The organism is Cellulophaga sp. Hel_I_12 (assembly GCF_000799565.1).
Classification (GTDB): Bacteria; Bacteroidota; Bacteroidia; order Flavobacteriales; family Flavobacteriaceae; genus Cellulophaga.
Genome location: NZ_JUHB01000001.1, coordinates 24,627 through 51,178 on the forward strand (window position 1 = coordinate 24,627; position 26,552 = coordinate 51,178).

The following is a 26,552-nucleotide window of genomic DNA, read 5'->3' on the forward strand; positions in this document are numbered from 1 at the left end:
AAGCCAAATCAAAAGATTTGGTGGACTTCGCAAACAGTTCCAAGCCAATGAATTCGATGCTTACCGCCCTATTTGCTATAGGTATTGTTAGGCACAGGCTTTTTTTTCTTTAATAGTCTTGTATCAAAACTTCCGTTGGAATATGCAATGTCGTATTAATTTTTCTTATCATGTCCAAAGTCAGTTTGCGCTTTTTGCTCAAAATTTCGCTTACCCTGCTTTTAAATCCCACGACCTCTGCTAAGTCCTTTTGTTTCATTCCCATTTGTTCCATTCGGAATTTGATGGCCTCAATAGGATCTGGCATTCCTATGGGGAAGTTTTCATTTTCGTATCGGTCGATTAAAATCGATAGAATTTCGAGTTCGTCTCCATTTTCGCTGCCTTTTGTGGCATCGAAAATTAGTTCGAGTCGCTTTATTGCGCTCTGATAGTCTTTTTCGTTTCTAATAGGTGCTATTTTCATCTTAAATTTCGTTTGCGTTTATTTTGTCATATTCGGCATGCGTTCCAACAAAGCGAATCCAACAGATTTGATACTCGAAATTAAATTTTACGATTAAACGGTATCGGTTGCCTTTTATGTTGAAAACAATTCGATTGTCCTTTAATATGCTTGCGCTCGGATACTCGATTTTCAGCTCATTCAAGTTTTTAAATTCAGATTTTTCAGTTTCCCTGTACCAGGCGGTCAATTGTTGTTCACTATCCGCATGCTTTGTCCAGAAATCCCTTAAAGTCCGTTTCGCTATTACTCTCAAATCATGTAATTTATAACAAAAGTACAAAAAAAAGTTACCATAACGGTAACTTAATTGATTTTTTTTTGCTTGTGCCTAACGCTTAAGCTATGTGTAGTGCGGAGGCAAGGAAACCTTTTTGTTTCCGTCTACGCACGTAGCCAAAGCATTTTGTTTGCGTTTTAATTTTTAATGTTTTAAATGCCAAATCAAACTGATTTGGCGACCTCATAAATATACACAAACCATTGAATTAAACACCAAAACCCGCATTACTTATAGGTTTTGTTGTACACAGTTTTTATTCTTTCAATAGTTTTTTCATTTCCTTTATTGAATCAGTAAAGTCTGATATTTTAAGCTCTTTACCTAGTTGAATAGGAGTCATATTCATGCGATTTGTCAAGTCCTTAATCGGCATATTTTCTAAACTTCCAAATTCGTATTTCCACCAGTCTAAGTCTTGCAGTCTATGATTTTGGAATCCATTTGTTTTTCTGTCATTATCAGTGCGCAGAAAATCAAGTTCTCCAATAATTGCATTTATATTTTCAAAATCCGTTATTATTCCGTCATATATTAATTGTCCATAAAATGCGTTTTTGAAAATTTCCTCAATATTATTCAAATCCGCCGTTTTTATGTCTGTCAAGATTACAAGATATTGAGTTTTTGCATTGGACATCAACCAACATTTTTTTCGGTCTACATAAAACACGGTTGCATTCCATTTCCCCAATAATCCACATTTGCCGTTAAAGTCGGTTTTAATTAGTTTTTTAACCAACTTTTCAAGTTTTTTTGATGTGTGAATTGGTGTTCGCATAAATTGTGTACAACGCTTCAGCTATGAGTAGTGCGGGGGCATGGAAACCTTTTTGTTTCCGTTTTCGCACTTAGCAAAAGCTTTTTGTTTTGATTTATATTTTTTGTCCAGAGCAAAATCGAAAAGATTTTGCGGACATAGTAAATATACGCTTACTTTAAATTAAATACCAAACCCCGCATTACTTATAGGTATTGTTGTAAAACGTTTTTTATAATTCGGCTTTGTATAGGTTTTCCATATTTTTCAATGGTCTGCGCAATAATTTTTCGGCTTCTTTCTGTCCATTCGCTTTTTGGTCAGAAGTCAATTTAGTTTCTAATTCTTGTATTTCTTTTACAATCTGTTGTTGTTGAATGTAAGAGAAGTCTTTCTTAAACTCATTGAATATTAAAAACCATTGATAGCTTTTAAATAAGTCTTTTTCCAATTCTCCACCATCTCTGTACATTTGAGCAAGTTGTAATCTAGTAGAAGTTATGTAACCACTTTTAGTCAAATTTTCAGGATTTTCTAACTTTCCAAGTTTAGTTGCCCATTCCAGCATTTTATCCATATTTTTCTCTACTCCCATCCCAGAATAGTAACAATTAACTATATTCCACATGCAAGTTCCGTCTCCATTTTCAGCACATTCTAGCCCAAAATCAAAAGCTTTTTTATAGTCTTGCTCAACTCCATCTCCATTTCCATATGCCATCATCATTTGATAAAGTCCATCGTTAAATCCTTGGTCAGCCGATTTAGCAAACCATTCAATTCCTTTTTCTGTATTCGGTTCAACGCCAACTCCAGCACGATAACTGTAACCTAGATTATATTGAGCTTCTGCATTTCCTAATTCAGCAGCTTGTTTTAAAATAGGAATAGCTTCTTCAAATTTCTGTTGTTCAATTAATTTTTTTGACTGTTCATTTAATTCTTCCGCATTTTGTCCAATTACATTAATGCTTACGAAAGTCAGAATTAGAAACGTTATTTGTTTAATCATTGGTTTTTTCAAAATGTTTTACAACGGTTTGTATATGAAAAGTAGCGGATTTTTAAGTACTAACTTTTCGAAAAGCAAGATACTTAATTAAAGACAAAAACGGTTCAGGTTAGCACCTAAACCGCTATTTTTTATATACGTTGTTATGTGCTGGCTTTTTTTATTCAACCATTTTCCTTTTCAAATTCTTCTATTTCTCTGTAGAATTCAATGGCTTTTTCAACGGATTTTCCGCCCGAACCTGCTATTAAATTTCTAAACCATTTTTTATTTAAGTTTTCGAGTTTGTGATTTTTATACAACCAAAAGGAAAAGTAAATAAAACTACCTGTTAGGATTATTTGAAAGATAATATAAGGTAATCCTACGTTTTGTGGAAACCAATTGTCACTCAAATAAAATGTTGTAAAAAAGGGAAATTGTAAACACATAATTTTGGCGTGGTCAATTATGGAAAGTTGAAGTCTTGATAATTGTTTCTGAATTTCCATTATGCTACCATCGTAATTTATATTTTTTGTCCAAGCAAGATGTTTAATATAGTCTGCAAACCCTTTTATATTTATCAAAGCGATTGCTGAAACTGAAACAATAAAATAATTACTTGCCGAAGAATAATTTGAAATAGCATAAAACAAGGCGTAGCCTAAGATGAGAAGATAAAATACAAAAGCTACTATTCCTGCCGTTTTTAATTTAACCAAGCCGTTTAAAGTAGATTCTGCCTTTCTGCCAATAGTCTCTTTTAAAAGTAATTTATTAATTGTCAATGTTTTTTCTATTTTGACATTTTGCTCTTTCCAAATATTTATAAGTTCTATATTTTCCATTTTATTGAATTTTAAGTTGATTGAATTCCGTTTTTAGTATGCTTTTAATTCTGCCAATTTTTGTTGCAACATTGGTTTCTGTAATTCCGATGATTTCTGAAATTTCCTTATAACTTTTTTCTTCGAGATATAGCAACATTAGGGCTTTGTTCAAATCATTTAATTCTGAAATTATATGATTCAATATTCCCAAGTTGGTTTCTTTTTCATCAGATATTTCTTTGTCGGAAAAATCGAAAATATCTGTTGTAAGCGGGTTTGAAATCCGTTTTCTACTTCTCTCTTTCCTGTAGAACGATATAGCTACATTCAAGGAAATTCGGTATATCCAAGTTGAATATTTAAATTTTTCGTTGTAGCTGTCAAATGATTTCCACAATTGCAAAATAATTTCTTGAACGAGGTCTTTTCTGTCTTCAATATTCAGACAATATGAGTTTGCGACTTTAAATAGAATACCTTTATTGTTCTCAACAATAACAAGAAAATTGGCTGTTCTATTTTTGTCCATCATTCGGTTTGTACGTTTGAGAACCTAATTTTAATACATAGGTTGTACTGTCTGTCTTTATTGGGGCTTTTGGTTTTGCACTATAATAATTTCTCGTTATTGAAATGCTACAACCTGTTGCGAGTATTGTAAAAGCTGTAACGATAACAATAATTAATCTGATGTTTTTGTGTTCCATTTTAGTTAGATTTTATTAAGAAGTATTCGTCTTTTCTTAATTATTCGCACAATGGTTCTCAAAATCACACTTTTTGAAGAAAATTTTTTCAGTCAAGAATTCAGCTTAAACTTTTAGTGAAGTTCAGAGAAGAAGATTGATGTTATTCCTGAAGTTTTTTCTTCCGCTTGCACATAACGTTGCGGCTATGATTAGTGCGGTGCAGAAATCCGACGGATTTCCAACTAGGCACTAAGCAAAAGCAGTTTTTTTTGTTTTAATTTTTTATCTCAAAGCAAAATCAAACTGATTTTGCGGTCTTTATAAATATACACAAACCATTGAATTAAAAACCAAAGTCCGCATTAATTATAGGTATTGTTACCATACGTTTTTATTCGTTTTTTATTTTTCGTCTTCTATTTTTATGACGGTGGTTTTTGCCCATAGGTCTCCCAATCGCTGATTTTTTTCAGAATTTTTAATCGTAATTATTGCAACAAGACCAAAAAAGAACATATCTATAAGGTCAAGAAGGTGTCTTTTAAAGGATTGCCCAAAAGTTGATTTTTGAATTGCATTTTTGTAAATCCGTCCATCAATATGTTCAAGAATTGAAATTGGTTTTAATCCAACTAGTCCATTTCCAAAAGTTGCTCCGAAAAGTTGTTCAAGTCCAACCGTCATAAACAGCCAGAAAATCATTGGAATTAAGGCTGGCGCGCCATTTAATGAATAACCACCTTCGTCATTCGGTTCGCCGAGCGTGTAAGCGAGGAAAAATGTGACAGCATAAATTATAAAATAATCTATAAATCCAGCTAATACCCGTTTTCCAATATTTGGTTGAGTTTGTATTTGTTCCATTTAGTTTGTTTGATTTTTTTGGGGAAATGTATGGTAACGGTTCGTATAACCGCAGTTACGGATTAATATGCGTTAATTTCCGGTTTAGCACTGACTTTAGCAATTCCGAGTGGATTCGGACGTAGTTGAATCCGCCGTAATTGCGGTTATACATTGTTGTGTATAGTGCTTTTTTATTCAATCCAATATTCTTTATAGACTTTCAAGATTTCCCCATTCTCAAAAAAGAACAAATATGCTGTTCCGTTCGAACCTTCTTTTCCAACTCTGTTTGTTGTTATATCAATCAGTAAGTTGTCTTTATCGAGTTTTGAAAATTCAACGTTGGGTTTTCTTTTTTTATTCACGCAATCTAATTTCAAGTCTTTTATTTCACGTTTGGTGTTTTCCAGTTTTTTGGAAATCGGATATGTTTTTGTTTTGTCAAATTCAAAGACTTTCTCTTTTTCAATGTCAAGTTGATAAGCAACATATTCTGTCGAAAAATACATTCCGTAATTCCATCCGTTTCCAATTTTAGAGTCGAATCTAAAATTCCGAGTTTTTAATTCTTTGTCAGCTTTAATATATTCCATTGCCAATTGAATTTGCCCACATAATTCTTCATCCGAATTTACTTCAAATATTTGTCCATAAATGGAAGTCGTAAATAATAAAAGAAGCAATATTTTTTTCATTCGAAACGGTTTTTCCGCATTATACACAACGCTCGGGCTATGATTAGTGCGGTACAGAAATCCGACGGATTTCCAACTACGCCCTAAGCAAAATCAGTTTGTTATGTTTTAATTTTTTTTCTCAAAAGCAAAATCAAACTGATTTTGCGGTCATTATAAATATAAACAAACCTTTGTTCAAAACACCAAAGTCCGCATTAATTATAGCCGTTGTTACCTGTAGTTTTTATTCCGAAATATTTTTCAATAATTCTGCTATGGTTGGTTCAATTTCTCCGACGAATTTTAGTTTAGATGCTTTTTTGTTTGTTAGCATTTGATAAAAAACACAAGCATTTAGAAATGCTCCATATTTGTTAGGATGAATATTGTCCTCATAAACATTGATATTTGGATATTCAGTCAATATTTCATAAACCTTATTCCCATTCTCAGATGTTATGAGTCCATATTTTTCAGCCACTGAATCATATGATTCATTGATTAATTCAATTTCTTGTTCTAAGCTCTTTATTTCTGGTGAACAATACTTATCATTTTCTAATGAATGATTAATCGACGATTTGGAATAACAGTATTGTTTTGGGTATTCCTCTTTTGAAGGCCAAGTTTTAAATAAAATAAACTTGCAATCTTTATTTGAAATTCGATTCTTTATTCCTGCAATTGCAGTTTCTACTTTATATTCTTTAGCCTCTGGAATTAAAAGTCTAACAGTCCCTTCTTGAAGAATTAAAATATCCCAATCCTTTTCGGACAACTTAATTTCCGTTTCGGTTTTTTCTCCTTCTTTTTTTTGCCGAGTATTAATTCCATTCTCAGTTCGTGATTCAATTATGTCGTTCAAATGCCCATATAACGGCATACCAGGGAATGTACTATGCTCAATGTTAAAATTCGAGTTAGTCTCATTCACCATTTTTTGTAAAGTTTCAGGCATATCATGGTAATAGGTTAAACTATTGCCAATGAATAGAACATTAATTTTTTCTGTTGCTTTTATGTCTTGAGATTTACAATTAACAGAAACAAGTATTAAAAGTATTAGCAGAATCTTTTTCATAAATTACAGGTAACGTTTGGGCTATGATTAGTGCGGTGCAGAAATCCGACGGATTTCCAACCAAGCACTAAGCAAAAGCAGTTTTTTTTGTTTTAAATTTTTTATCTCAAAGCAAAATCAAACTGATTTTGCGGACTTTATAAATATACACAAAGCACAGAATTAAACACCAAGGCCCGCATTAATTATAGCCGTTGTTAGCAAAAGTATATTTTTTCTGCGTTCAGATTCACTGCTCAGTTTTTCCGTTCAGTTTTTCAATTCCGACTGCGTAAAGTTTGCGTTTTGCTTTTCAATTCCAATTACACAAAGTTTGTAAATTCTGTCTGCGTAATCTTTGCGCTTTGCTTTTCAATTCCAACTACACAAAGTTTGTAAATTCTGTCTGCGTAATCTTTTCGTTTTGCTTTTTTAATTCCGTCTTTTTTCTCCTTAAAAGACTCCGTTTAGCCAGCTCGATTTAAGTTCAGTTTTTGCTGTCTTTGGATATTTTTGCTAACGCTTCAGCTATGAGTAGTGCGGAGGCAAGGAAACCTTTTTGTTTCCGTCTTCGCACGTAGCAAAAGCTTTTTGTTTTGATTTATATTTTTTCGCCAGAGCAAAATCCAAAAGATTTTGCGGACATAGTAAATATACGCTTACTTTAGATTATTCACCAAACCCCGCATTACTTATAGCTATTGTTGCCCACAGTTTTTATTTTAGCTTATCCATTCAAATTCCGTTTTCGTAATTGTCCATTTGCCATTTTCCAATTGATAAGTCCGAGTTTCTCCTCCACCACATTTTCCTCCACACATTGAGCCAATTATTATAAGTGCTTTGTCAAATTTTTCATTAAAAATTGGTTTGCTTATTGAGATATAACCATTTACACAATTTGATTCCACCCAAGGCCAGAATAGATAATTTCCATTTTCTGCTTTTTCCGCAAATTCTTTAAACTCAGTTACTGTAATAATTTGTTTTCCAAAAGCCATGTCTTTTGTTATTCGATAATTATGAAATAATTCCAGTTGCGTTTTTAAGTGCGAGTCTTTTTTTATTTCTAATTCCGTTTTGATAAAATTATTAAGGTCAGTTGTAAATATGGTATGAAGAAATCTATTGTTTTCGCTTATACAACTAGAATCCATATACAGGTCAGTTGAGTCATTGATTATTAGTGTCAGAAGTTCGGTAGTTTTCTCCTTATCCAAATTCCTATAATCAATTTTAGGGTTTTCTTTACATCCAAAATGTAACAGAAAAACCAAAAGTAATATGTAAGCTAACTTCTTTTTCAAATTGTGGGCAACGTTTGGGCTATGATTAGTGCGGTGCAGAAATCCGACGGATTTCCAACTACGCACTAAGCAAAAGCAGTTTTTTTGTTTTAATTTTTTATCTCAAAGCAAAATCAAACTGATTTTGCGGTCATTATAAATATACACAAACCACTTAATTATACCCCAAAGACCGCATTAATTATAGCCGTTGTTGTGTTTTCGTTATTTTTAGTCCTCAATTTTATTTCCATTTTTGTCATATCCAGGCGGCCAAACGTCATATTTATTTTTGAATTCTGACGGAGTTGTAGGCTCACCCATATTCCCAAAAAATTTGGGTTTATTTTTTACTTCAATCAAACTTTTCCAAGTTTCATCATCCATTGATTTAATTCCGAAAGAAGCTAATTTTTCAGACTTAGAGTAATTTAAGCTATCTACTTTTTTGTTAATCCTCACTTTTTGTTCTGTCGTTAATTTTATCGCAATTTGTTTCCACAAATCAGAAATCGGATTTCTAATATTCAATACAGCTAGTTTTTCCACCTCCAGTGCGGTCAAGTTTTTAGGAAATTCATCCGGATTAAATTCATTCATTAAATTGAAATTTTAGGAGTGAGTTATCAAATGAAACACAACGCTTCAGCTATGAGTAGTGCGGAGGGAAGGAAACCTTTTTGTTTCCATCTTCGCACGTAGCAAAAGCTTTTTGTTTTGATTTATATTTTTTCGCCAGAGCAAAATCGAAAAGATTTTGCGGACATAGTAAATATACGCTTACTTTAAATTAAACAACAAACCCCGCATTACTTATAGGTATTGTTGTAAACAGTATTTATTTGTCCACTTTTACAAATCCCAAAATATTATCAATTAAAGGACTCGTTGCGTGAACTTTATATCCGCCAGAATCAGTACTAATTATTTTTACGTTTATTTTTTGTCCAATCATATGACTAGCGTCTTCAGGGTAATTTAATATTTTAGTATAAGTCATTACGTATTCGCAATCCGACTTCCATTTAATTGACGAATAGACCTCTACTTTAGTTATTGGATTAATTTCTATTTGAGTTGAGTCAGTTCGAATAACCAATTCCGGCCTATTTTCTAGTACATAATTAAATTCTCCGGTCCTATAGTCCAAACATTTTTTTTCCTGTGCTTTACAGCTAAAGCAACATATTATAAACACTAAATAAATCCAGTTTTTCATATTGTTTACAACGTTTAAGCTATGAACAGTACGGGAGCAAACTAGCGTTTGCTTTCCGCCACACACATAGCGAAATCTTTGTGTTTTGTTTTTACTTTTTTTGTCAAAAGCGAAATCCCAAAGATTTCGCGACCTTATAAAAATACGTAAACCTTAGCTTTTAAGACCTTAGCCCGTATTGTTTATAGGTGTTGTTGTAAAACGTTTTATTCATCCCGTAATTGATTCAGAATGTTCATTAAATTTTCTTTGAATTCCTTCATTTTTTTTACTTGCATAAAATGGATAAAAGCCAAAAAGGCTATAGAAAAAGGAATAAATAAAATTAACAGGGGATATGCTTCAGTAATAATAATTGTAATGAAAATTATTAAAAAGAACAGATGAGCAAAGATTTTTCCAAAACCATTAAATTCATCATTTCCGTTGATTTCGATTTTTATGTTCGTTCTGTCTTTATCTCCAAAAATTTTTCCATTTGCATTGGCAGGAGACATATTCGGATTCATAAACTTTCTTTTTTTTCTTAATATAAATTCAGTTGAATCTATCTTTCCTAAATATGTTTTTTCCGTACTAAAAAATTCGTCTGAGAAATATCCTCTATCATTCTCAATATATTTTTGAAATCGATTAGTAAAAGTGTCATTTCCGAAATCAAAATCTACCAGAATTATCTCTTTTGGATAAAAATATTCTATAAGATTAAATCCCATATTGGAAATGTTTTACAACGGTCTAAGCTATGAACAGTACGGGAGAAAACTATCGTTTGCATTCCGCGACGCACATAGCGAAATCTTTTTGTTTTGTTTTTTCTTTTTTGGTGTCAAAAGCGAAATCCCAAAGATTTCGCGACCTCATAAATATACACAGACCTTTCGTTTAAGCCCGAAACCCGTATTGTTTATAGGTGTTGTTGTACGCTGGCATTTCCGTCCGAGTGTATTATTTACTTACTTTTTAATTTTTCCGCTATCTCGTCATAATATTCCTGCGTTACTACTTCAGTCCAAGAAGTTGGTTGTCCACCACCATATAAAGCCAAATACGTTACATCACTAAACTTGGTAGATGAATGCCAATGTTCGATGTCTTTTTCACATTTAATTACATCTCCTTCTTTCAAAATAACAGGCTCATTTCCTCTCTCCTGATAATAGGCTTCTCCATCTACAATTATTAAGACTTGCGCCGTTCCATGTTTATGCCAGTCCAAGGTTGAGTTTGCTTTAAAAGTTGCTTTTGTAATGTTATAACCCAATTCCTCATCATCGTGAATAATTGCATTCAACCAAGCTTCTCCGATATAATGAGTATTTGGCGCTTTTGTTCCATCTGTTAGATATGAGGATATCTTGTAATCTGAATTTTGGGAAAATACGGATACAGAGGTTAAAACTAATAGGAGGAAAATTGATTTTTTCATTTTCTTGATATTTAAATATTTCTTGTTTGTTCCGATTTTCATGCTTGCGTACAACGTTTGGGCTATGATTAGTGCGGGGCAGAAATCCGACGGATTTCCAACTAAGCACTAAGCAAAAGCAGTTTTTTTTGTTTTAATTTTTAGCTTTCAAAGCAAAATCAAACTGATTTTGCGCACTTTATAAATATACTCAAAGCACTGAACTAAACACCAAAGCCCGCATTAATTATAGCCGTTGTTGGGCACAGGTTTTTTATTTGTTTAGTGCAAATTCAATTGATTGTTCGCAGAGCGCTTAAATAGCATGCTCGATAAATAAAACAGAAAAGCAAAAAATCCGCTTAATAAAAAAACTCCAGGCACACTTGGTGACCATGAAATTTCTGATGGTGGCCAAATAATTATTGCTATCATTGGTACCATCATTTGAACAACAGATGCAACTAATAAAGTTTTTGACATTCCTTTGGCCTTAAATCGAGAAATCAGAGCACCTACCAGACCTACCAAAAAAACTGCACCAAACAAAAGATTGGCATCTTGGTTTTCACTGCCTATAATTCCCACAGCACCGTTCACCCAGAATAGCAAAAAGGCACCCAAAAGTCCTATTACAAAAGCCATTTTATAGGTGGTTTTTTTTGATTTTATCGAGACAATTTCATAGGCGATTCCTATTCCGATCAATACAATTCCCATTATTAAGAAATCGGTCAAGTCCCAGTTTATTTCATCAGTAAATCTCATTGCAATAAACGGAATTAGTAAAGTGCAAATCACAAAGACAATCCAACCAATAAGTCTTTTAGTATCTAAAATCATATTCTAATTTAATGATTTTAACTCATTTTTCATAAACTTTCCATTTTCAGTTTACTTGTGCCCAACGACTAGGCTAAGCGTAGTGCGGTAGTAAGGAAACTTTTCGTTTCCGTCTGCGCACGAAGCTAAAGCTTTTGGTTTTGATTTATTTTTTTCTTGTCTAAAGCTAAATCCCAAAGATTTAGCGATATTATAAATATACACAGACCTTCCGATTTTGCCCTGAATTCCGCATTACGTTTAGGCATTGTTGTCATTAGTTTTATTGCGCTAAAACTCCTATCGATATGTTAGTCCCAAAGACCTTTCCATAATCGTTTTGAGTTTCAACGAATCCACTAAAGAAGTTTTTTTCTTCGGTCAATTTGCGTTCAAGGATGAAAGCTCCATTTTCCATTTGAAGAGTGTCCTTGTATTTAGCCCCTTTTTCTTGGGATTCATTAAACATAACTCTGCTTTTTCCTTCATCATTATACGCTATAAATACAATTTCGTTTCTGGATATTGAATTAAGCTTATCCGTATTCTTATAGCTGGGAATTGTTCTTACCGCAACATTATCGAACACATACTTTTCCTTTATTCCATTCACAATGTTCACGAGTGAATCATTCCGTCTTTTTAATCCCTCGATTTCCGTCTCTAACTTTGCTGTCCGTTCGTTATTTTGACAGTTAATAAAAAGTAACGGCAAAACGATTATGGCGATTAGTTTTTTCATTTTTTGTAAATTAATGACAACGGTCTGAGCTATGAACAGTACGGGAGCAAACTATCGTTTGCATTCCGCGACGCACATAGCGAAATCTTTTTGTTTTGTTTTTTCTTTTTTGGTGTCAAAAGCGAAATCCCAAAGATTTCGCGACCTCATAAATATACACAGACCTTTCGTTTAAGCCCGAAACCCGTATTGTTTATAGGTGTTGTTGTACGCTGGCATTTCCGTCCGAGTGTATTATTTACTTACTTTTTAATTTTTCCGCTATCTCGTCATAATATTCCTGCGTTACTACTTCAGTCCAAGAAGTTGGTTGTCCACCACCATATAAAGCCAAATACGTTACATCACTAAACTTGGTAGATGAATGCCAATGTTCGATGTCTTTTTCACATTTAATTACATCTCCTTCTTTCAAAATAACAGGCTCATTTCCTCTCTCCTGATAATAGGCTTCTCCATCTACAATTATTAAGACTTGCGCCGTTCCATGTTTATGCCAGTCCAAGGTTGAGTTTGCTTTAAAAGTTGCTTTTGTAATGTTATAACCCAATTCCTCATCATCGTGAATAATTGCATTCAACCAAGCTTCTCCGATATAATGAGTATTTGGCGCTTTTGTTCCATCTGTTAAATATGAGGATATCTTGTAATCTGAATTTTGGGAAAATACGGATACAGAGGTTAAAACTAATAGGAGGAAAATTGATTTTTTCATTTTCTTGATATTTAAATATTTCTTGTTTGTTCCGATTTTCATGCTTGCGTACAACGTTTATGTATAAGATTAGTGGCGTGTTTAAGCACCTAATTTAGCAAATAAACACCAGATAGAAAATCCGCAAGGATTTTCGTAAGTAGGCGAGAACTAGCCATTAATTTTATACGGTGTTGGCAACTGGCTTTTCTTATTCACGATTAAATACTTGATTATAATATTCGTTCAATAATCCTTTTCCGCTATGTTTTGTTTTTAAAATCAGTTTTGATTCAGCACAAGCCTTTTTATATAAACTCTGTTCTTTGTCATTCAGACTCTTTGAACCTAAATAAACCATTTTGTAAATCGGGTTAGATTGTTCTAATTCAAACGCTTTTTTCAGCATTTCTTTCCCTTTAATTTCCAATTCCTCGTAATCTCCAAACTCGTAAGGGAAAATAGAAATTGTATATCCAGCAATAAAATTAAATTCAGCTAATTCCGAGTATTTTTTCAGTCCGTTTTTTAATTCGGATTCCAATTCGGTTCGTAAGTCAATATCTTTTTTAAAAAGTCCGTTCACATCTTCAAGCATAGACCACAAAAAGAAGAAATAATATTTCCACGTTTCAAAATCCGCATTATTTTCCGAAATCAGTTTTTGATATTCAGAATACGCCTCGTTATATTTTTCGGCAGTTTCTAATTCAAATATTTGTTCCAGATTTTGATTCATTCGGGATTTTTTTCAGCTTGTTGCCAACGGTTGGGCTATGGTTTGTTGCGTGGCTCGGCACTAAGATAGCAAAAAAACACAGATAGAATATTCCGAAGGAATGTTCGTAAGTCGGCAGTGACCTAGCAATAAATTATAGGCGGTGTTGTAGTGCGTTTTTTATTTTTGTATCTATTTGGCACGTCAGAGTGAAGTCCGACGTTTTATTTAAGTCCAATTTCATTAATATTTTCGTCAACTCTTTTCCAGTCAGTTCCGATAAAATTCCGTGCGTCATAATTTTCGGATAGTACTAAATAAAAATACTTTGTCAAATAAAATACTTCAGCGTTTCGTTTCTCATATCCTAAAGCTCCAATATCTTTCATTTGGAATTCTACTTTATGATTACCTCTATTTTCATTAATCAGTTCAACCGTTTGAGTTTTCCAAGTTTGAGTATGAAATAATATTTTTGATGGATTCAAATAAATCAGTCCGATAATTGTCAAAATTGGGATTAACTTTCTTAAAATCGGTTCAGACAAATTTCGATTGTGTTTAAATTCCATTATGAGTAAAGGAATTGTTATAATCAAAATCCCGTAATAAATAATTGCTTTTAAAAATCCGATTTTGGTTTGAAACAAGTCGAAAACGTCCAATAAAAAAAGGAACAAAATTATGTAAAATGTGACTCGTATTGTCTTTAGCATATCGGTTTTGCGCAAATGCACTACAACGGCTCGGCTATGGCAAGTAGGGCAGGCAAGGAAACTTTTCGTTTCCGTCTGTGCTTGTAGCCAAAGCTTTTTGTTTTGTTTTTATATTTTTCATTTTAAAAGCCAAATCCAAAAGATTTGGCGGACTTAATAAACAAGCCCAAGTCATTAAATTTAACACTTTTTGCCCTATTTGCTATAGCCATTGTTATGCAATGTTTGGAATTTCAAACGTCAAGTCCAATTCCAGCAAACCAGTTGTGAAGTCATCACTTCTTATAGTTATTTTACCTTGGACTGGATTCATTCTTTTTACTCCCAGTAATAAGTTTTGGTTGAAAACATCTTTCAATGAACCTTTCTGAGCCAGCCTATATTGTGAAGCTCGCATATCAGAGAGTATTATTGAAGCACCAGTATCCTTAGAACTAAAAAATGGATCAGAAAAACTAATAATTGGACCTGATGTTCCAAAAATAGAATGACTATTTTGATGATTTTCTCGTTGTATTTGACGGACCTCTTTTTCTGTTATTAACACATGGTCGTTTGACCTAAAAACCTCCAAATCAATCTCGAATTCTATTGATTTATTTGAAGTATTTAGAATTTCAATATCTAAGTAGCGAAATCCAAGTTCATAAAGCTCACTGTCATCAGGAATTCCAACAATTGGAGTTATTTTCAAATCATTCTTTCTGTCTTTAGACTTAAACCTATTATCATAAATAATTTCAAGGTCCTTACGGGTAATTTTATTTGTTGAACTTCCAACCCTTATAAATCCGTCTCCCCGTCTGTATTCTATTTCATTAGTTCCAGGTTTTTTTACGTCTTTTTTAAAAAGATATGGCCGCGCACTGTTATCAAATATTTTGAGGTAACCAATTAGCTTTCCATTATATTCAAAATTCCTATATTCAAATTGCAGTTCAGGTTCGATGTTTTCCTTTATGAATTCTTGGTAATTTGCATCGTCCAATGGATCATTAATATTAAAGAATTCGCTTGCCATTCCATTACTCTCTTTAACCCCTACAAATATATATTTATCTTCATTTGATGGATGATTGGCCAACGCCATCAAGTCTTTAAGAATATCATTTTTCTTTAAATGTTTACCAAGTCTATAGTCCTCTTTCTTAAAGTCTAAAGTTGGACTTTCGGAATTGTACAATAAAATATTTATTACTTCTTGGTTCATCTAAATTCAATATTGCATAACGTTTTAGCTAAGCGTAGTGCGGAGGTAAGGAAACTTTTCGTTTCCGTCTGGGCACGAAGCTAAAGCTTATTGTTTAGTTTTATTTTTTCTTGTCCAAAGCTAAATCCATAAGATTTAGCGACTTAGTAAATATACACAGACCTTTCGTTTTAGCCCTAAAGTCCGCATTACGTTTAGGTTGTGTTAGCAAATGTTTTTTCCGCCCGAGTAAGGTTTCTCCATTTAGTTTTTCAACTCCGCGCGAGTAAAAAGTCCATCAACATTACAGTTGCGTTTGAGTAAGAAGTGCATTTTGCGTAAAGCTTATCAATTCCGCTTCTTAGCTTTTTTTATTTCTTGATACTCTTTACAGCATTCTATTATTATTTTTTCTGTTTCTGTTGGGTCCATATAGCTTGCAGAGTATGAACCTTTTTTTGCATATTCGCTCTCTTTGTAAAAGCCATATTTTAGTCCGTTTTCTATATTTTGAATATCTACAGGGTCAAATTCTGGGTTTTCAGAGATAGCAAAACTCCATTCATCGTATTTAGCCCTGAAGTAAAATTGATTGGTATCGATTGTACCTTCTGCTTGAACCGGTGCAAGTCCATAAATTTTTCCATTTAATTTTAACCCTAAATGGTTTATGGTCTTGTCTGAATTTTTCATTTTTTCAAATATTTGCTAACGTGATTGTATAAGATTAGTGGCGTGTTTAAGCACCTAATTTAGCAAATAAACACCAGATAGAAAATCCGAGAGGATTTTCGTAAGTAGGCGAGAACTAGCCATTAATTTTATACGGTGTTGGCAAATCGTTTTTTATTTTTTTCAGCTTATTTGAATTCCGATATTTTTAAATAGCTCTTTAGCTTCTTTAATATCCGATTCGTTTTTCATTTCCATTAAGTCTCTCAATTTTCCATTTTTCAATTTCAGACTGAACCTTTTTCGTCCAAAAATTTGCTTTTCTATCAGCGAACTGATTTCGGATAAATTCAGTTTTTCAGATGTCGATTTTTTCATTATTTGATAAATCAACATAATTATAGATGCCAAACCAAGAATTATCCAAATAAATCCCATCCATTCTAATTGCTTTTTTTCTAAAACAAAAAGAGGAAAAAGAATAGAATTAATAAGAGTAAAAATCAGCATCATTTTTATCAATAAATACTGTGTTTTTAATCCGTCATTTATTTCAATCGACTTTTCTTTTTCGTTATATTTTATTTTCATAGTTCTGTTTTTCAAATGTTTGCCAACGGTTCGGCTAAGCGTAGTGCGGAGGCAAGGAAACCTTTCGTTTCCGTCTGAGCACGAAGCTAAAGCTTATTGTTTTGATTTATTTTTTCTTGTCTAAAGCTAAATCCATAAGATTTAGCGACACCATAAATATACACAGACCTTTTGATTTAGCCCTAAAGTCCGCATTACGTTTAGGCATTGTTGTAATCAGTAGCGACACGCATGAGTAAGAACGAACGATTGTGTTTCCTTATTTTTTCCGCCCGAGTGAAGTCCATCTGCGCAACAGTTGCGTCTGATTGAAGTCCGTTCGCAATTATTTATTTTTTAATCATTTGTGGAATAAATTCGTCTTCTTGCCCAAATCTATATTCAATATTTTTTTCTCGAAAGAAAGTTAATATTTCTATTAGTTCAGTTTTATTAACTTGACTTTCTAAAGTAACATAAATCCAGTCCATTTCGTCAGCTTTGTTTTCCTGATTTGGGAGACTTGCAATGATTTCGGTTTTACAAGATTCAGAGGAATGGAATTTTAAGTCTTTCATCATTAGTCCGTCTTCTGAAAATAGAATGAAGTTGTTTATCATTCTTTCAGGTTTATAAACTGTTTTAAGAGTATCATTCTTAATTGACTGAATCCAAACATTAAACTTTTTTTGAAAAACTTGAAGTTCCGTGTTAGACGCTGCATCAGCTTGAACTTCGAAATTATTGTCATTTTGTCCAGACATTAGAAGAGGAATTTGAAAAAGAATAATAATAAATAAGAGTTTTCTTTTCATTTGGAGCTATTGATTACAACGGCTCGGCTATGCTTAGTGTGGGGCGGAAATCCAACGGATTTCCAGTCTCGCGCTAAGCTAAACCTTTGGGTTTCGCTTTTTCTTTTTTGTCCAAAGCTAAATCCCAAAGATTTAGCGATATTATAAATAGACACTGACTTTGGCTTAAAAATCTAAGCCCGCATTAAGTATAGTCATTGTTAGCTTTAGTTTTTTCGCACTTAATTTTTCTCAATTTTAGTTAACTTTAATTCAGACTTTCAATTGATTTTTTAAGTTTTCCCGTAAGAATACCAATATCTTCTGTTTTTCCAGTTAATTCTAATCTTAAATTATCGTCACGGTCAGATCCTTTTAAAAGAATAACCGCAATAGAAATATTTTGTTCAGGATCATTTTCCTTAAACATCTCTTCAATAGTTTTCCAGTCAAAGTTCTTTAACTCCTCCTTACTGTCTCCCTTAATTTCCAAACTCGTTAAAGCAGTTTTATTATTTTTCTTAGTTGCACTAATTTGTGTAAACGCAATAAATGCAAACACAATTAAAGTTAAAGTTCCGATTAGAATTTTTTTATTTTTCATATTAAATTGTTTTTTTATTATTAAAGCTAACGGTCTCGGCTATGAGTAGTTGCGTGGGTTAGCGGTTAACTTTGCAAGTACACACCAAGTTGGAAATTCCGCAGGAATTTCCAAAGTAGGCGAGAACAAGCAATTACTTATAGCCATTGTTGTATGCAGTTTTTATTTTAGATTCCTTTTTAATAATTCAAAGTTTTTTCGTTTTTCTTCAGAGATTACATTCTTAACCATCTTTGAATCGCACGCACCATATTTCACAAAGTTTTCTCTGCCTTCTCTCAAAGTTATATGATTAGGTCCGGAATGAATGTCAAGTTCATTAACGTCAATTCCGTCATCTTCCCAAAAACATATTGGACAAATTAAATAACTTCCTCTTTCTGGTAGACTAACATAATCACAGCAAGGACATTGATATTTAAGTTTTGAACTCTTTGGTTTATACCATTTCCATTTCATTTTTCTATTCTCCTTAATATTTTATTCAAACTGTTTTATCCACTCTCGCTGTTTTATTTCAGTCAATGAGTCTATTTCTTTTAAATATTCTACTTTCCAATCAGTTCCGTTTTTATTGGTCAAATACTTGTCAATTTCGGCGTTGTAAATTTCGATTCCATTTAATTCAGTTCCGCTCACTACACACCCAAATCCGACGTTGGTAAACCCGTATTTCTGACTTATTTTATCCATTTCAATTGGTGAAATCGTTAATTCTCCAACTAATATTTTTTGAGGTGAATTATTTGCAATATCCGATTTTGCTGTTAAGTAATTAAATCGGCTAAAAAAACCGTAATTCCACAATCCAATTCCGATTAGAATTAATATTATTCCACTAAATATTATCGTTTTTCGGTTCATTTCTCAAATTGCATACAACGTCAAAGCTATGAGTAGTGCGGAGGCAAGGAAACCTTTTCGTTTCCGTCTGCGTACTTAGCTGCAAAAAACGGGCATAGTATACCACCTACAGCGGATTAAAGTGATCATAGTGGAGCGGGTGAAAGTGAACCACTTGCGGCGGACGAAAGTGAACCACTAAAAATCGATTCTATTTGTAAAGCTTTAAATATCTTTTTATAAAAAGATATTATGGCCAACAAACAAATAGAAATGCGAAAAATAAAACAGATTTTCAAACTTTACAGTGAAGGAGTCAGTAAGCGTCAAATAAGCCTAATCACAGGGCTATCACGTAATACCATCACTAAATATATTGACTTTTTTAAGCGCTATGGGCTTACTAATTACGAAGTGTCTTCCATGACACTCGAGGAGCTGAACAGACTTTTTAAAACCGACCAAAAAGGTAAGAGCCAACAACTATTGACTCTAGAAACATACTTTCCTTATTTCGACAAAGAACTGCGCAAAACGGGTGTAACCAAAGAGCTACTCTGGCAAGAGTATGCTTCCAAACATCCAGATGGTTACAAACTTTCCCAGTTTAGATATTGGTACCGGGAGTGGGCTAAAGAAGTGTCTCCAGTGATGCATTTTACACACAAAGCTGGCGATAAACTTTTTATTGATTTTACAGGTAAGAAGCTTTCCATCGTAGACCGTTACACAGGTGAGATACAAGATTTAGAAGTCTTTGTTTGTGTATTGGGAAGTAGCCAATATACGTATGTTGAGGCTTGTGAGAGCCAAAAGAAAGAAGACTTTATAGCTTGTGTAGAAAATGCACTTTGGTTTTATGGCGGTGTACCACAAGCTTTAGTGCCCGATAACTTGAGGGCAGCAGTTACTAAAAGTAGTCGTTACGAACCGAAAGTAAATGAGACTTTTATAGATTTTGCTGAGCATTATGAAACGGCAGTACTTCCAACTAGAGCCTACAGACCTAGAGATAAAGCCATCGTCGAAAATGCTGTACGTATCATATATACACGTGTCTTTGCGCCATTGCGTAACCAAACGATCCATACTAAAGCTGCACTGAATAAGGCTATATTAGAACTTCTTAAAACCCATAACAGCACCTCTTTTAGGGGGCGTGAATATTCTCGCTATTCGTTATTTGAAGAGATTGAAAAGCATCAGCTCAGACCATTGCCAGCAAAACGCTATGAGATTAAACGCTACGCTAATGCAACGGTTCATAAAAACAGCCATATTTATTTTAGTAAGGACAAACACTATTATAGTCTGCCCTATCAGCATATAGGCAAGCGTATCAAAATGGTTTACTCAGATAGCGCAGTAGAGATTTACTACCAGCAGGAACTGCTTACGGTACATCCAAGAAACAAGCAAAAATATGGGTATAGCACGATAAAGGAACACATGCCTTCCCATCACCGCTTTATCAGCGAGTGGAGCAGTGAAAAATTCATTACCTGGGCAGAGCAAGTTGGTAATAATTGTAAGGTGTTAATCATTAACATATTAGAAAAGAAACAACACCCTGAGCAATCCTACAAATCGTGTTTAGGCATATTGCACCTTACTAAAAAGGTAGGCAATACACGGCTAGATAATGCCTGTAAGCGAGCATTAGACTATGGAGCGCATAACTACAATATTGTAGAGCGTATCCTTAAAAACGGCTGGGACACTTTAGATGAAGATATCGAAGATCAACCAGATATCCCAAACCATAGCAATATTAGAGGGAGCCATTATTACAAATAAATTTAAACCAAAAACAATGAATAAACAGACATTAGAACACATGAAACAACTAAGGCTATACGGCATGTACAGAGCCTTTGACAGCAGTTTATCACCACAAAGTATAAACTACACAAATGATGAACTCATCGCATATCTGCTCCAAAGCGAATGGGATGACCGCCAAAACAGAAAGATAGAACGGTTAACAAAAGCGGCACGTTTTAGATATAGTGCTGTTATGGAAGCTATCGATTTTGATGCTTCAAGACAGCTAGATAAAAATCAAATACAACGCTTTGCTAGCTGTGAGTTTATAAAGCAAAAACAGAATATCCTTATCACAGGAAGTACAGGTGCTGGAAAAAGCTATATAGCATCAGCTATTGGTCATCAGGCGTGTTCATTGGGATATAAAGTCATGTATTATAACACGAATAAACTTTTTACCATGCTTAAAACATCAAAAGCAGATGGCTCTTATTTAAAACAAATCAATAAACTAGAAAAACAAGACCTACTGATTATAGATGACTTTGGACTCAAAGCTTTAGATGCTATAAATAGGCACTCTTTTATGGAAATTATTGAAGATAGACACGGAGAACACAGTATTATTATAGCTTCACAATTACCAGTAGAAGCATGGCATGAAATTATAGGAGAACAAACCATCGCAGATGCCATTTTAGACCGCCTTGTACATAATGCACACAGAATACATATTAAAGGAGAATCGATGCGTAAAAAAATGAAAAATAAAGACTAAATTTAACCACAAATGAATCGATTTTGAGCACTTACTTTGCTATGCTCACTTTCATCCGCCGCAAGTGGTTCAATTTGACCGCCCTATCCAAGTATATAATTACAAAACCAAAAAATCCTAATGCTGCAATTAAAATTCCATAACCGTTTACTAAATTGAAAATTAGTATCGACAAACTTGTAATTAAGAGTCCATAGAACGCCCATTTTTTCCAATTCAAAATCATTATTGTAAACGTAATATCAGATAACCCAATAAGTAAAAGAAAAATATTGTCAAAATCAGGTCCAGAAAATACAGATTGGAAATCATCCTTTAATAAATAAATTCCAATACCCAAAGTCAGATATAGATATATTGTTAAAACGATATTCCTCTTTTGGAAGTTTTTTTGATTTATTAATATCATAAATTAATGTAAATTTTAAGCGATTCTTGGGACATTGTACACAACGTTGTTGTATAAGATTAGTGGCTTGTTTTAAGCACATAATTTAGCAAATAAACACTAGATAGAAAATCCGCGAGGATTTTCTTAAGTAGGCGAGAACTAGCCATTAATTTTATACGGTGTTGTACAACGTTATTTTATTTTTTTTATAATTCCGAAATCAGTTTTTTCTTCAAAGTTTGCTTTCGATTTATACACATAACTTCCATCGTCAAGGACACCAATAATTTCCACGTCAATTTCCTTTCCAATTAAATGTTTTAAGCGTGGTTCGGTCATTTTTTTATATGTCAAAACATAATGACAATCCGAAATCCATTTTATGTAATAAATCTGTTTTCCGTCTTTGAATATTTCTCTTTGAACTTTTCTTTTCCTTTTAATTTTGGTGTCCTTATAAAGAACGTGCTTATATTCGTAAATTCCAGTTTTGAATTCTTCGCAAGCTTTACATTCCTCTTCGTTAAGACTTTTACTTTCATATTTATCATTTATGAATTCAAATGTCGAATCGTAACAATTATTTTTTAGTTTACTATCAGAATAATATTGCACTCCGAGAAGATATTGTCGAAGTTGTTCAATATTATAATCATTTTCATATGTAGTTTTGTCCGAAACAATTGTTACTTCACTAATTTTCGCTTCATCATTCACACAGAAATTTACAGTAACATATTCTACACTTTTTACGTCTTCGACAAAGAATTTTTTCTGCACCTGTCCGAATGTGTTTGAGAAAACTAAAAGTGCTGTAAATAATGTTATTTTGTTCAAATTTTATGGTTTTTGGTAATGTTGTACAACGGTTCGGCTATGGCAAGTAGGGCTGGCAAGGAAACTTTTAGTTTCCGTCTGCGCTGGTAGCCAAAGCTTTTTGTTTTGTTTTTATCTTTTTCATTTTAAAAGCCAAATCCAAAAGATTTGGCGGTTTTGGCAAATACGCCTAAGCCATTAAATTTAGCACTTTGTGCCCTATTTGCTATAGGTATTGTTGGCATTAGTATTTTATTTCCGTTGTTGTTTTCATTTTTGGTATTACCTTTTCGGTAAGTAGTTTTCTATGAGAAATTGAATCCACAACAAATTGAAATTTATATTCTTTCTCTCGATATGAGAATTCTACATAATTATCACCACCATAACTCCTAGTTGGGTCTCCATCGGAAATTAGGTTAATTAAACGGCCTTTATGATCATAGCCACTAAATCTCAAATTTTTGATTTCAATCAAGTTAAATTTTCTTGCGTAATTTATAGTTATTTCATTTTCATCAAAGGTTATAAATCCCTTAATAATTCTATTATTTCCGTTTTTATCAACAAAACCATAAAATGTTCCAATCAAGAGGCAGATTAAAAAACCATACATCATATATTTCACCAATTGATAATCCAATAGAATAATATTTGTATAGTTTTTCAAAATCCAGTTAAAGAATAAAAAAAGAAAAAGTCCAGCACCACCGATGTAATAGAATTTTTCTGAAATACCAATGTCGTACTTGGCTATTTTTTTATCTAAAACTAAATCGAATGAAAGCTTTTCCATATTAATGCCAACGTCACGGCTATGGCAAGTAGGGCAGGCAAGGAAACTTTTCGTATCCGTCTGCGCTGGTAGCCAAAGCTTTTTGTTTTGTTTTTATCTTTTTCATTTTAAAAGCCAAATCCAAAAGATTTGGCGGATTTAGTAAACAAGCACAGGCCTTTAAATAAAGCACTTAATGCCCTATTTGCTATAGGTATTGTTAGCCATAGTTATTTATTGAATTCCACAAATTTGGTCATTATTCTATTATTCATTTTTTTGGCCTTTTCGATAGACTCATTTCCATTCAAGTCCAAGTAATAACCTGCATAAACAAGATGATTTTTTATAACAATCAAATTAAAAACGAAAACAACTATATAATCGTGATAATCTGAATATGGCTTTACAAATTTGACTGCTGAAAGAATATCGGGATGTGGTCTATATTCTTCTATTATAATTGATTTTTCGGAATGTAAGAACGTTGTGTCTGAATAAACCTTGCTCAATGCAATATCCCTTTCAAAATTTTCGAGAGACTTTTTCTTTTTTTGAATCCTGAATATTCTCTCCAAATCTTTTCCCGTCAGTTTCCATTTCTGCTCATTCACATTAACCATAAAAACAGCATAGTCCTCAAAGTCAATTATGTCAAGGCTGTCTTTTTTTGAATAAGTATTATTATTCAAATAGACTCCAACAGTTTTTATTTTTTCGAACATAGAAAAACTGTCAAAGTAATCTTTAACTTCTGTTTCTGAATAACATTCTGTCCATTCTCCAAATTTCGGAAAGTCAAATTCTATAAATTCAATGTCATTTTTTTCGTCCGAATAATAATCTTCCTTTTTATCAGATTTACATCCAATTATTAGAAGCAAAAATATTGGTATTAGGATTCTGTTCATAATTATGGCTAACGACTAGGCTAAGCGTAGTGCGGTAGTAAGGAAACTTTTCGTTTCCGTCTGCGCACGAAGCTAAAGCTTTTGGTTTTGATTTATTTTTTTCTTGTCTAAAGCTAAATCCCAAAGATTTAGCGATATTATAAATATACACAGACCTTCCGATTTTGCCCTGAATTCCGCATTACGTTTAGGCATTGTTGTCATTAGTTTTATTGCGCTAAAACTCCTATCGATATGTTAGTCCCAAAGACCTTTCCATAATCGTTTTGAGTTTCAACGAATCCACTAAAGAAGTTTTTTTCTTCGGTCAATTTGCGTTCAAGGATGAAAGCTCCATTTTCCATTTGAAGAGTGTCCTTGTATTTAGCCCCTTTTTCTTGGGATTCATTAAACATAACTCTGCTTTTTCCTTCATCATTATACGCTATAAATACAATTTCGTTTCTGGATATTGAATTAAGCTTATCCGTATTCTTATAGCTGGGAATTGTTCTTACCGCAACATTATCGAACACATACTTTTCCTTTATTCCATTCACAATGTTCACGAGTGAATCATTCCGTCTTTTTAATCCCTCGATTTCCGTCTCTAACTTTGCTGTCCGTTCGTTATTTTGACAGTTAATAAAAAGTAACGGCAAAACGATTATGGCGATTAGTTTTTTCATTTTTTGTAAATGTTCGTTAAGGCACATAGTTTACACAAGTTAAAGATTAGGGTTTACACTAAATTAGTTTCTAGCCTTGTTGCTTGTTGTTTATTTCTTAAATACTTTTCATCAAAGAAACCTAAAAATACGTTTCTATAAAATACCCTCCAAATACCATTACCCATTTCTTGAATACCTATGTATTTCCCTGTTAAAGCTGCGGTTACATATACCCAATAATAAGATTTCCATCTGATAGATCCATTTTGAGTTACTTTAAGCACTTTGTATTGCGCATCGTAATCAAAGTTAGGTATTTTTTCAAGGAATGGTCTGGTAGAAAAATCATGTATCGTAGCAGGTGTTTTCATGTTTAGTGCTTCATGAGGTCTTAGGTGATTATATTCCTTTACAAAGTGATTTAAACGCCTTTGCTGGGCTTTTAAATCATAAGCCGAGGGTTTGGCACAAGCTGCTTTTAAATCTCGATGCATGCGTTCATGTCTTCCGTTTTGTTCCGGATGAGCAGGGTCTGAAAAAACAGGTGTAATACCCAGCTCAATAAACCAATACGAGAGCTGCGTAAAGCGTTGAATGGTACGTACAGAACCAAAGGGACTACCGTTGTCTGTGTGTATTTGTTTAGGGATGCCAAAGGTTCTAAAGACCCTTGTAAATTCAGCCTTAGCAGACTTTAGGTTTTCATGATAATGGCCTTTGGCGGTAAATAGAAATCGACTTTTAGAGTCAGCAATAGTAAGTGGATGACAATAGATTTTATTGCCCATTAAAAACTTTCCTTTATAGTCCGCACTCCATACTTCATTACACTCTTTTGGGTCGAAAATAGGGTATACCGGTTTAACTCTTCGCATCCTTTTTTGCGGGCATACTAAACCGTTTTTCTTTAGGATGTTGTGAATTGTAACCACAGAAGGCACTTCTTGTTTTGTAAACTCGTTAAACAACAATTCCTTAATTTTTTTTGCTCCCCAATGCTTGTGTTTTTTCTTTAGTTTTAGAATACCATCAACGATATTTTGATTGGTTGCATTAGGGTGTTTTCCTGGAGCTCTGGACTGTTCTCTTAAGGCTTCAAAACCTTGTTTTTCGAACCTGCTGATCAACTTATAAGCCGTTGGTCTAGAGATTTCAAAACTTTTGCATAATTCTGTAATGGTGTACTTTCCAGTACGCCATTCACAAATAAATTCAATTTTTTGTTCCATAGTTGTTGTTTCTTTCCAAGGCATAATTTCTGAGTTTTATTCAGAAAATTAGTCTTTAAAAGTGTAAACTATGTGCCTTTAACTTTGTAAAGGATGTCCCTTTAACGTACCAAATTAATGACAACGCTCGGGCTATGATTAGTGCGGTGCAGAAATCCGACGGATTTCCAACTACGCACTAAGCAAAAGCAGTTTGTTATGTTTTATTTTTTTATCTCAAAGCAAAATCAAACTGATTTTGAGGTCTTTATAAATAGACACAAACCACTGAATTAAAAACCAAAGTCCGCATTAATTATAGCCGTTGTTGTGTGTAG

The 26,552-nt window shown here is 33.2% G+C and carries 34 protein-coding genes; 2 read left to right on the forward strand and 32 right to left on the reverse strand.

Annotated elements, in window-relative coordinates:
• Positions 1 to 109 precede the first annotated feature (109 nt).
• From GQ45_RS00165 to GQ45_RS00295, 27 genes are all read right to left on the reverse strand, one after another.
• Positions 110 to 466 carry a type II toxin-antitoxin system HigA family antitoxin gene (locus GQ45_RS00165; protein ID WP_047414143.1) on the reverse strand — a complete coding sequence of 119 codons (357 nt, stop codon included), beginning with the start codon at positions 464 to 466 and terminating at the stop codon, positions 110 to 112.
• Between the two features lies 1 nt (position 467).
• The gene (locus GQ45_RS00170) at positions 468 to 761 is read right to left on the reverse strand and encodes a type II toxin-antitoxin system HigB family toxin (RefSeq protein ID WP_047414146.1); all 294 of its coding nucleotides are present in this window, start codon (positions 759 to 761) and stop codon (positions 468 to 470) included.
• Positions 762 to 1,041: 280 nt separating this feature from the next.
• Positions 1,042 to 1,566 carry a hypothetical protein gene (locus GQ45_RS00175; RefSeq protein WP_047414148.1) on the reverse strand — a complete coding sequence of 175 codons (525 nt, stop codon included), beginning with the start codon at positions 1,564 to 1,566 and terminating at the stop codon, positions 1,042 to 1,044.
• A 211-nt stretch (positions 1,567 to 1,777) separates the two neighbouring features.
• Positions 1,778 to 2,557 carry a tetratricopeptide repeat protein gene (locus GQ45_RS17710; RefSeq protein ID WP_081980836.1) on the reverse strand — a complete coding sequence of 260 codons (780 nt, stop codon included), beginning with the start codon at positions 2,555 to 2,557 and terminating at the stop codon, positions 1,778 to 1,780.
• Between the two features lie 164 nt (positions 2,558 to 2,721).
• Positions 2,722 to 3,387 (reverse strand): hypothetical protein, encoded by a 666-nt coding sequence (locus GQ45_RS17450; protein WP_052188077.1) that lies wholly within the window; start codon positions 3,385 to 3,387, stop codon positions 2,722 to 2,724.
• Position 3,388: 1 nt separating this feature from the next.
• Positions 3,389 to 3,901, reverse strand: a complete 513-nt coding sequence (locus GQ45_RS00190) for an RNA polymerase sigma factor (protein ID WP_231555130.1) — start codon at positions 3,899 to 3,901, stop codon at positions 3,389 to 3,391.
• Complete coding sequence (locus GQ45_RS00195) at positions 3,885 to 4,076, reverse strand: hypothetical protein (RefSeq protein WP_047414153.1); 192 nt, start codon at positions 4,074 to 4,076, stop codon at positions 3,885 to 3,887. The genes GQ45_RS00190 and GQ45_RS00195 overlap by 17 nt, the downstream gene beginning before the upstream one ends.
• Positions 4,077 to 4,460: 384 nt before the next feature.
• Complete coding sequence (locus GQ45_RS00200; protein ID WP_047414155.1) at positions 4,461 to 4,922, reverse strand: RDD family protein; 462 nt, start codon at positions 4,920 to 4,922, stop codon at positions 4,461 to 4,463.
• Positions 4,923 to 5,095: 173 nt separating this feature from the next.
• Positions 5,096 to 5,599 (reverse strand): hypothetical protein, encoded by a 504-nt coding sequence (locus GQ45_RS00205; RefSeq protein ID WP_047414156.1) that lies wholly within the window; start codon positions 5,597 to 5,599, stop codon positions 5,096 to 5,098.
• Positions 5,600 to 5,825: 226 nt separating this feature from the next.
• Positions 5,826 to 6,662, reverse strand: coding sequence for a DUF4886 domain-containing protein (locus tag GQ45_RS00210; RefSeq protein ID WP_047414157.1), 837 nt, complete (start codon positions 6,660 to 6,662; stop codon positions 5,826 to 5,828).
• A 701-nt stretch (positions 6,663 to 7,363) separates the two neighbouring features.
• Positions 7,364 to 7,948 (reverse strand): hypothetical protein, encoded by a 585-nt coding sequence (locus GQ45_RS00215; RefSeq protein WP_156125300.1) that lies wholly within the window; start codon positions 7,946 to 7,948, stop codon positions 7,364 to 7,366.
• A gap of 210 nt (positions 7,949 to 8,158) precedes the next feature.
• Positions 8,159 to 8,527 carry a hypothetical protein gene (locus GQ45_RS00220; RefSeq protein WP_047414159.1) on the reverse strand — a complete coding sequence of 123 codons (369 nt, stop codon included), beginning with the start codon at positions 8,525 to 8,527 and terminating at the stop codon, positions 8,159 to 8,161.
• 238 nt (positions 8,528 to 8,765) lie between these two features.
• Complete coding sequence (locus GQ45_RS00225; protein WP_156125302.1) at positions 8,766 to 9,077, reverse strand: hypothetical protein; 312 nt, start codon at positions 9,075 to 9,077, stop codon at positions 8,766 to 8,768.
• A 275-nt stretch (positions 9,078 to 9,352) separates the two neighbouring features.
• Positions 9,353 to 9,862 (reverse strand): hypothetical protein, encoded by a 510-nt coding sequence (locus GQ45_RS00230; RefSeq protein ID WP_047414163.1) that lies wholly within the window; start codon positions 9,860 to 9,862, stop codon positions 9,353 to 9,355.
• A gap of 236 nt (positions 9,863 to 10,098) precedes the next feature.
• Positions 10,099 to 10,575: a cupin domain-containing protein gene (locus tag GQ45_RS00235; RefSeq protein WP_047419871.1), complete on the reverse strand. Its 477-nt coding sequence runs from the start codon at positions 10,573 to 10,575 to the stop codon at positions 10,099 to 10,101.
• 261 nt (positions 10,576 to 10,836) lie between these two features.
• Positions 10,837 to 11,397, reverse strand: coding sequence for a hypothetical protein (locus tag GQ45_RS00240; protein WP_156125304.1), 561 nt, complete (start codon positions 11,395 to 11,397; stop codon positions 10,837 to 10,839).
• 262 nt (positions 11,398 to 11,659) lie between these two features.
• Positions 11,660 to 12,118: a hypothetical protein gene (locus GQ45_RS00245; protein WP_047414164.1), complete on the reverse strand. Its 459-nt coding sequence runs from the start codon at positions 12,116 to 12,118 to the stop codon at positions 11,660 to 11,662.
• Positions 12,119 to 12,356: 238 nt separating this feature from the next.
• Entirely contained in the window at positions 12,357 to 12,833 is a 477-nt protein-coding gene (locus GQ45_RS00250) for a cupin domain-containing protein (protein ID WP_047419871.1), read from the reverse strand.
• 190 nt (positions 12,834 to 13,023) lie between these two features.
• Positions 13,024 to 13,551 (reverse strand): hypothetical protein, encoded by a 528-nt coding sequence (locus GQ45_RS00255; protein WP_052188079.1) that lies wholly within the window; start codon positions 13,549 to 13,551, stop codon positions 13,024 to 13,026.
• A 203-nt stretch (positions 13,552 to 13,754) separates the two neighbouring features.
• Positions 13,755 to 14,102 (reverse strand): hypothetical protein, encoded by a 348-nt coding sequence (locus GQ45_RS00260; RefSeq protein ID WP_156125308.1) that lies wholly within the window; start codon positions 14,100 to 14,102, stop codon positions 13,755 to 13,757.
• Positions 14,103 to 14,460: 358 nt separating this feature from the next.
• Positions 14,461 to 15,456, reverse strand: coding sequence for a helix-turn-helix domain-containing protein (locus GQ45_RS00265; protein WP_047414168.1), 996 nt, complete (start codon positions 15,454 to 15,456; stop codon positions 14,461 to 14,463).
• 327 nt (positions 15,457 to 15,783) lie between these two features.
• Positions 15,784 to 16,128 carry a hypothetical protein gene (locus tag GQ45_RS00270; protein WP_047414170.1) on the reverse strand — a complete coding sequence of 115 codons (345 nt, stop codon included), beginning with the start codon at positions 16,126 to 16,128 and terminating at the stop codon, positions 15,784 to 15,786.
• Between the two features lie 162 nt (positions 16,129 to 16,290).
• The gene (locus GQ45_RS00275; protein WP_047414171.1) at positions 16,291 to 16,698 is read right to left on the reverse strand and encodes a hypothetical protein; all 408 of its coding nucleotides are present in this window, start codon (positions 16,696 to 16,698) and stop codon (positions 16,291 to 16,293) included.
• A gap of 329 nt (positions 16,699 to 17,027) precedes the next feature.
• Positions 17,028 to 17,492: a hypothetical protein gene (locus tag GQ45_RS00280; RefSeq protein ID WP_047414174.1), complete on the reverse strand. Its 465-nt coding sequence runs from the start codon at positions 17,490 to 17,492 to the stop codon at positions 17,028 to 17,030.
• A 247-nt stretch (positions 17,493 to 17,739) separates the two neighbouring features.
• Positions 17,740 to 18,075 carry a hypothetical protein gene (locus GQ45_RS00285; protein ID WP_047414176.1) on the reverse strand — a complete coding sequence of 112 codons (336 nt, stop codon included), beginning with the start codon at positions 18,073 to 18,075 and terminating at the stop codon, positions 17,740 to 17,742.
• Positions 18,076 to 18,237: 162 nt separating this feature from the next.
• Positions 18,238 to 18,534, reverse strand: coding sequence for a CPCC family cysteine-rich protein (locus tag GQ45_RS00290; protein WP_047414177.1), 297 nt, complete (start codon positions 18,532 to 18,534; stop codon positions 18,238 to 18,240).
• A 21-nt stretch (positions 18,535 to 18,555) separates the two neighbouring features.
• Complete coding sequence (locus GQ45_RS00295) at positions 18,556 to 18,939, reverse strand: hypothetical protein (protein ID WP_047414179.1); 384 nt, start codon at positions 18,937 to 18,939, stop codon at positions 18,556 to 18,558.
• Positions 18,940 to 19,170: 231 nt separating this feature from the next.
• On the opposite strand from GQ45_RS00295, the gene istA reads away from it, so the two are divergent.
• Together istA and istB are read left to right on the forward strand one after the other, a co-directional pair.
• Positions 19,171 to 20,715 carry an IS21 family transposase gene (istA, locus tag GQ45_RS00300; RefSeq protein WP_047414181.1) on the forward strand — a complete coding sequence of 515 codons (1,545 nt, stop codon included), beginning with the start codon at positions 19,171 to 19,173 and terminating at the stop codon, positions 20,713 to 20,715.
• A gap of 16 nt (positions 20,716 to 20,731) precedes the next feature.
• Positions 20,732 to 21,463: an IS21-like element helper ATPase IstB gene (gene istB, locus GQ45_RS00305; protein WP_047414086.1), complete on the forward strand. Its 732-nt coding sequence runs from the start codon at positions 20,732 to 20,734 to the stop codon at positions 21,461 to 21,463.
• 583 nt (positions 21,464 to 22,046) lie between these two features.
• Here istB and GQ45_RS00315 read toward each other — a convergent pair.
• The 5 genes from GQ45_RS00315 to GQ45_RS00335 form a co-directional block, all read right to left on the reverse strand.
• Positions 22,047 to 22,691 (reverse strand): hypothetical protein, encoded by a 645-nt coding sequence (locus GQ45_RS00315; RefSeq protein ID WP_047414184.1) that lies wholly within the window; start codon positions 22,689 to 22,691, stop codon positions 22,047 to 22,049.
• Positions 22,692 to 22,914: 223 nt separating this feature from the next.
• Complete coding sequence (locus GQ45_RS00320; RefSeq protein WP_047414186.1) at positions 22,915 to 23,466, reverse strand: hypothetical protein; 552 nt, start codon at positions 23,464 to 23,466, stop codon at positions 22,915 to 22,917.
• A gap of 209 nt (positions 23,467 to 23,675) precedes the next feature.
• The gene (locus GQ45_RS00325; protein ID WP_047414187.1) at positions 23,676 to 24,356 is read right to left on the reverse strand and encodes a hypothetical protein; all 681 of its coding nucleotides are present in this window, start codon (positions 24,354 to 24,356) and stop codon (positions 23,676 to 23,678) included.
• 209 nt (positions 24,357 to 24,565) lie between these two features.
• Complete coding sequence (locus GQ45_RS00330) at positions 24,566 to 25,024, reverse strand: hypothetical protein (RefSeq protein WP_047414164.1); 459 nt, start codon at positions 25,022 to 25,024, stop codon at positions 24,566 to 24,568.
• Positions 25,025 to 25,077: 53 nt separating this feature from the next.
• A complete protein-coding gene (locus GQ45_RS00335; protein WP_047414190.1) occupies positions 25,078 to 26,259 on the reverse strand; it encodes an integrase core domain-containing protein in 1,182 nt (393 codons plus the stop codon).
• Between the last annotated feature and the right edge of the window lie 293 nt (positions 26,260 to 26,552).